The following is a 6525-nucleotide window of genomic DNA, read 5'->3' on the forward strand; positions in this document are numbered from 1 at the left end:
CCCCTCGATTCAACGTTTGCTAAAAGAGTAACGGGAAGCACGCAAATGCGCACACCCGCTCGCCCCTAAAAGTGCATGATGGAGCGCACACTTTTAGTTTTACAATGCCGCTCCGACGAGGAGGAACACAGCCACCACTGCAAGCACGGACAGAATGACCCTACCAACCCGCGGTATCGCTCCGGCCGTCGCATAGGAGCCCTCCCGCAGGAAATTTCCGCCCGCCCCCACGCGGGCAAGCAAAATAGCGAACATGTTCGAACCCCAGAGCAGTGCTCCCAAAACAGGATCCGGCTCGCTTGGCACCCCCATTAGCATCGTCATGTAAGGGTTTTCTAGCGGAGGAAGGCCGTTATTCACGCTGTAAAGCGCCCACGCCGTCCCGGCAATCAAAACTGCGAACGCAAGATTAAACGCGAGAGCACCAGCTGCGGGGATCCACTGCAATCCTCCATTCAAAGTGGCCAGCCAGTTGTCACCACTGCGCTTTTCACCCGCCCTAACGCGCCGCTTTTCACGCCACACCCGCGAGCGGCCCACCGTTTCCATGATGAGGAGCACGCCCACGGCAAGTACGCCACCAACGATGCCGAGCGAAACTGGCAGGGCAGCGAGGAAGCTTGCTACGCACAGGGAGAACACAAATGCGTTCGAGGGGGCCGAGTAGCTGTACTGCACCGCATCCCACCCCGCATTCGGATAGCCCAGAGCGAGCGGGTAGCCCTGGTAGGGCTGCGAGGCCGGCGGATACTCGTATTGTTCGGAAGTTAATGTTCCTGGGTGGCCCGGCTGATACGGAACCGGCACGCCACCAGGCTGCCTGGGTTCAGGAACCACCGTTGTCTCACTAGCGGCAACGGGATACAGAGCGGTTTGCGCTACGCCCGCCTCATCGTCAGTGGGGAGCACGCTGGTGTGGTCCTGGGGCGGCGCGGACAGCAAGCTGGTTTCCTCGCTAGACTCGCCCGGTTCAACATTGGTCGGGGAAATAGCAGTGGGTTCCCTTTGGGAATCCTCATCCGTTGCGGGGGCGTTCAGTAGCGCCGTCTGTTCGATTCCCCCGCCATCCTCGCCGGTCCAAGATTGCACAACATCAGGGTCGAGGTCATCAAGACGCTGCAAGACTTCGGCCGGACTCGGGCGGTCAGCACGCTCCCCTAGGGCCGACTCCAGAATCTGCGCAAGAGGGGGGTACAAGCCGGCAAGATCCAGCTGGCCAGCCATTTGACGAGACAAAACTACGTCCTGGCTTCCCGCCCCATACGGGGCGCGACCCGTGAGCATATTCAGCAAGATAGCCGCCCAAGCCCACCAGTCAGACCCCTCGTCAGGCTCGCGCCCGCGCATCACCTCCGGAGCCACCCAGCCAACCGTGCCGGACACTAAGCCCGTAGAGGTAAGCCTCTCGTCCTCGTCCGCCTGGGCGATGCCAAAATCAATCAGAACCGGCTGCGTTGCACCCAAAATGATGTTCGACGGTTTCAAATCTCGGTGAATCACGCCCGCAGCGTGCACGGCACTAAGCGTTTGTTGTAGCGACCGGGCGATTTCTAGCGCGTCCGCAAATGAGAACGGCCCTCCAGCTCTGATCTCCTCGCGTAGATCCAGACCATCAACAAGCTCAGTCACTACAAAGGGCTGCGCCGCCTCCGTCTCTAGATCAACAACGTTCGCAACCCCGTCTGTACGGATACGGTTCAAAACCGCAGCTTCGCGCGCCAAACGCACCCTACTCGCCGGATCAGCGGCGATCGCGGGATGAAGTAGCTTCAGGGCAAACCTAGCGCCCTCACCATCTTTAACTTCCCACACAATTCCAGCGCCCCCCTTACCCAGGGGACGCACCAGTCGGTATCCACCGATGTCCTCGCCAGCTTTTGGAATTGCAACGTCCATCACCAAAACTCTACCCGCAATCAAATGCAATACACGAGGCACGACGAACCCCGCTACAACCAGCATTCGGAACCAGGTTTCCAAAACATAAAATCGAGACCCAATGTCCCTACTCATTTGCCCTTAGCTGTGCTAATGTCAGATTAGTTCTGGCTCAATAGGCGAGACAGAGCCGTGCTGGCAATGGTGTTAGCACCTCTTCACAACGGATCGTTCGGCACGTACCTGCCGATGGAGGACAATAAATATGGCAACCGTAACTTTTGATAAGGCAACCCGCATTTACCCGGGTATGGATCGTCCCGCAGTTGATGCATTCGACCTCAAGATTGAAGACGGCGAGTTTCTCGTCCTAGTAGGACCTTCCGGTTGCGGTAAGTCAACCACGCTACGCATGCTCGCTGGCCTGGAAGACGTTAACTCCGGCCGCATTTTCATTGGAGACCGCGACGTCACCGACATGCAGCCTAAGAACCGCGACATCGCAATGGTGTTCCAGAACTACGCTCTGTACCCGCACATGTCGGTTCGCGACAACATGGGCTTTGCGCTAAAGATCGCTGGCACCCCGAAGGAAGAAATCAACAAGCGCGTTGAAGAAGCCGCTGAGATTCTTGACCTCACCCCCTACCTAGACCGCAAGCCGAAGGCACTGTCTGGTGGCCAGCGTCAGCGTGTGGCAATGGGCCGCGCAATCGTTCGTAAGCCGCAGGTGTTCCTCATGGACGAGCCGCTATCGAACCTTGACGCGAAGTTGCGCGTTCAGACGCGTACTCAGATCGCCTCGCTACAGCGCTCCCTTGGCGTAACCACCGTTTACGTTACGCACGACCAAACTGAGGCCCTCACCATGGGTGACCGCATCGCAGTGCTGAAGGACGGCGTCCTCCAGCAGGTTGGCACCCCGCAGGAAATGTACGAACAACCCGCAAACGAGTTCGTTGCAGGCTTCATCGGTTCTCCCGCAATGAACCTCGGTACCTTCACCGTCAACCGCGAAGGCGGCTACGCGGAACTCGGCAAGGCTCACGTGAAGCTATCCGAAGCAACGATCGCGGCCCTGACGCCGGAAGACAACAACCAGGTTGTCGTTGGTTTCCGTCCCGAGGCACTAGAAATCGTTGAAGAAGGCGAGCACACCATTCCGGTTGAAATCGACCTTGTTGAGGAGCTCGGCTCTGACTCCTACATGTACGGCAAGCTCGTTGGAGGCGGCGGCCTTGGCTCCGGCACCGACGCTAACCCGGACGACGAAGCATCGGATCAGATCATCATCCGCACCGCTCCGCGCACGGCGCCCCCGAAGGGCTCCATCGTCCACGTCCGTATTCGCGAAGGCCAGCAGCACAACTTCTCTAAGTCCACTGGCATGCGTCTTCCCTCATAATCCGGACAACGATAAGTGAACATGACTGAGGGAGCTTCCCAACCGGAAGCTCCCTCAGTTTGTATTTCTTTTTAATCTGGCGCGCTTTTTGACAAGATATAACCATGCGACAATCCCTACAGATCACCGCTGCAAACCTGGATCCAGAACTACTTGACCTTCCTTGGGAAACCCCGCTGGAAGAGTGGCCAGAATCCGTGCTTGCCGCACTCCCTCGAGGAATCTCCCGCCACGTCGTCCGATTCGTCAACCTCGGCGGGCGAGTAATCGCAGTTAAAGAGATCGGCGAAACCGTGGCCTACCACGAATACCAGCTGCTACGAGACCTCAACCGGCTGGGCGCACCCTCGGTAATCCCAACAGCGGTAATCACCGGACGCAAGTCGCCAGATGGCGAGGAGCTCACCCCCGCTCTCGTAACCGAACACCTGCAGTTCTCCCTGCCCTACCGCGCAGTAATCTCGCAATCCATGAGGCCCGAAACCGCTGAACGCCTCATCGACTCCATCGCAGTACTGCTAGTACGCCTGCACCTACTTGGCTTCTACTGGGGCGATGTCTCCCTTTCGAACACGCTGTTCCGCCGCGACGCAGACGCTTTCTCTGGATACCTCGTAGACGCAGAAACCGGCGAACTGCACCCCAGCCTCACTTCCGGCCAACGCAACTACGACGTGGACCTGGCCCGCACCAACATTATTGGTGAACTGATGGACCTGCAGGCTGGCGGAATGCTTGCCGAAGACTCCGACGCCATCGAAATCGGGGATCGCATTTACGAGCGCTACCACGAGCTTTGGAACCAGCTAACCGCAGAAGAGGTCTACTCTGACGACGAACGCTGGCGCATCACCAACCGGATCCGCAAACTCAACGACCTCGGATTCGATGTTGGCGAAGTGTCCATGAAGCAAACCCCGGACGGCACCAAAATCATCCTGCAACCAAAAGTTGTTGACGCCGGCCACCACCACCGCCAAATCATGCGCCTAACCGGCCTCGACGTGCAAGAACAGCAGGCTCGCAGGATGCTCAACGACCTGGCAACCTACCGTGCTGTCACCGGGCAGGAAAACCAACCCCTCGAACTCGTAGCCCACCGGTGGCTTACCGAAGTATTCGAGCCGACCGTACGCTCTGTTCCTCCCGAATACAGCGCTAAACTACAGCCGGCACAGATTTTCCACGAGATCCTCGAACACCGCTGGTTCCTTGCAGAGCAACGCGGCGCTGACGTGCCGCTCGAAGAAGCCACGCAGTCCTACATCGACAACATTCTTGCCACCAGGCGAGACGAGGCCCTACTGCTTGACCTTGACCCAAATGACGAACACACCCTAGAAGACTGAAAGAGGCAACGTGAACTATCCACCAGTAATCGCACACCGCGGAATGAGCTCACTGGCACCCGAAAACACGATGGCCGCATTCGTCAAATGCATCGACCACGGAGTGTCCTCGTTCGAATTCGACGTGGACGTAATCGCAGACGGCTCCGTCATAGTTATCCACGACAACCGCCTCGACCGCACTACCAACGGCAAAGGCGGATACTACAACCTACAGTTCAAAGACATCCGTAAACTGGATGCCGGCAAATGGTTCTCCCCCACCTACACGTTCGAACGTATCCCCGAACTTGTTACCGTAGTAGAACTGTTGAACAGCACGGGCATGGAAGCAAACCTAGAAATCAAGCCTTCCAAGGCCGGTTTCGAGCTACGCAACACCCTGATCGACGCCGTTATCGCGTCCCTTGCAAAGCTAGAGAATCCCGACTCGATCCTCGTCTCCAGCTTCGACATGGACCTACTCACTTCGCTAAAGGCGCGCGCACCGCAGTACCGTCGCGCCTGCCTCTTTGAGCCCTCCGACGCTCCCATCATGGAGCAGGTAGACAAATGGATAAAACAAGCTTGCAAACTCGAGGCGGTTGCCATCCACCCGTGTGAACGCGGCCTAACCGAAGAAGCCATGCGAGCCATGACCGAGGCCGGTTTCCAAGTGAACGTGTGGACCGTTAATGACCTGGAACGAGCTGCGCAGCTCGGCTCTTGGGGCGCGCATTCTGTGATTACCGACATTGCGCAAGACTTCCCACAAGAATCGCGCTCTGCCCGCCCAATCTCAAACCGTTAACCACCCAAACCACGACGTTTAAGGAGTCTCATGCGCTACGCCCTTGCCCTCGACGTTGGAGGAACAACAATAAAGTCTGGGATTGTTAGCGAAAACAGTTCCATATCGCACGCCGGATCCACGCCCACGCCCGCGAATCCCGAGAAGCTGATAGAGACGTCGGCGCAGATCGTAGCGGACTTGGACGCCCTTGTGCGTAGTGGAAACGCCATAGGCGAGAACGGGCCTATCAAACCCGAAGACGTGGTGGAGCCAATCGGATTTGACCTGCCCGGAATCGTGGACGAGGAAGCGGGCATGGCAGTTTTCTCGGCAAGCCTGGGGTGGAAAGACTTCCCGGCACGCGAAATGCTGACGCAAAGACTATCTCGCCCTGTGGGTTTTGGGCACGACGTGCGCACGGGTGCGCTTGCCGAAAGGGCGTGGGGCGTCAAACTGAAAGACTTCTACTACATTGCGATTGGCACGGGAATCGCAACCGTGCTAGTGCTGGATGGCAACGCGGTTGCAGTGTCGAGTTGGGCTGGCGAGCTCGGCCAAATACGCATTTCCGGCTGGAACGGCCAGCCTATCGCACTCGAGCGAGTGTGTTCCGCCTCCGGTATCGCGCGCCGCGGCGCCGCACTTGGCCTGATTGACGAGGCCGAGGGTGCAGCTGGCGTCTACCGCCTGCTAGATGAGGGAAACGCGCAGGCCGCCCAGATTGTTGAGTATGCACTCACTCAGCTTGCCCGCGCGGTAGCCCCGATCGTGGCATCGGCAGGAGCGGTTCCGATCGTGATTGGTGGAGGCCTCGCTAACCGCGGGCAGCAACTATTCGACCAGTTCCACACCCTTCTCAGCGACGTTCTCGGAATCGTGCCGAGCCCTCAGGTTTTGGGCGCAACACTGGGTTCGAACTCTCAACTGATGGGCGCTGGCCTACGCGCCTTCCAACTCGCTGACAGCCAACCAAGTCCGTTCTAACTCGTCGCCTTACCCGCAACGAGGCTGGTCGCTAGCTCAGAACACCGTTGTAGACGCTCGAATGCTCGGCTTACTGCCTCAAATAGATGGTGGGGAGAACCAACTGAACTGTCCCCTGAATGTTGGACTAGTTAAAT

The 6525-nt window shown here is 58.1% G+C and carries 5 protein-coding genes; 4 read left to right on the top strand and 1 reads right to left on the bottom strand.

Annotated features, from left to right (window positions below):
• Window positions 1-99 precede the first annotated feature (99 nt).
• Window positions 100-2013, bottom strand: coding sequence for a serine/threonine-protein kinase (locus HMPREF2854_RS04540; RefSeq protein WP_083309387.1), 1914 nt, complete (start codon window positions 2011-2013; stop codon window positions 100-102).
• Window positions 2014-2143: 130 nt separating this feature from the next.
• Here HMPREF2854_RS04540 and HMPREF2854_RS04545 point away from each other — a divergent pair, with 130 nt between their 5' ends.
• The 4 genes from HMPREF2854_RS04545 to HMPREF2854_RS04560 all read left to right on the top strand — a co-directional run bounded on the left by HMPREF2854_RS04545 (window position 2144) and on the right by HMPREF2854_RS04560 (window position 6388).
• Window positions 2144-3283 carry an ABC transporter ATP-binding protein gene (locus HMPREF2854_RS04545; RefSeq protein WP_070619705.1) on the top strand — a complete coding sequence of 380 codons (1140 nt, stop codon included), beginning with the start codon at window positions 2144-2146 and terminating at the stop codon, window positions 3281-3283.
• A 104-nt stretch (window positions 3284-3387) separates the two neighbouring features.
• Window positions 3388-4632 (top strand): DUF4032 domain-containing protein, encoded by a 1245-nt coding sequence (locus HMPREF2854_RS04550; RefSeq protein ID WP_070619708.1) that lies wholly within the window; start codon window positions 3388-3390, stop codon window positions 4630-4632.
• 10 nt (window positions 4633-4642) lie between these two features.
• On the top strand, window positions 4643-5422 hold the full coding sequence (locus tag HMPREF2854_RS04555; protein WP_083309388.1) for a glycerophosphodiester phosphodiesterase family protein: 780 nt from the start codon (window positions 4643-4645) through the stop codon (window positions 5420-5422).
• A 30-nt stretch (window positions 5423-5452) separates the two neighbouring features.
• Window positions 5453-6388 (top strand): ROK family protein, encoded by a 936-nt coding sequence (locus tag HMPREF2854_RS04560; protein ID WP_070619714.1) that lies wholly within the window; start codon window positions 5453-5455, stop codon window positions 6386-6388.
• The last annotated feature ends 137 nt before the right edge of the window (window positions 6389-6525 follow it).

The organism is Actinomyces sp. HMSC075B09 (genome assembly GCF_001812395.1).
In the GTDB taxonomy this organism is placed as follows: domain Bacteria; phylum Actinomycetota; class Actinomycetes; order Actinomycetales; family Actinomycetaceae; genus Gleimia; species Gleimia europaea.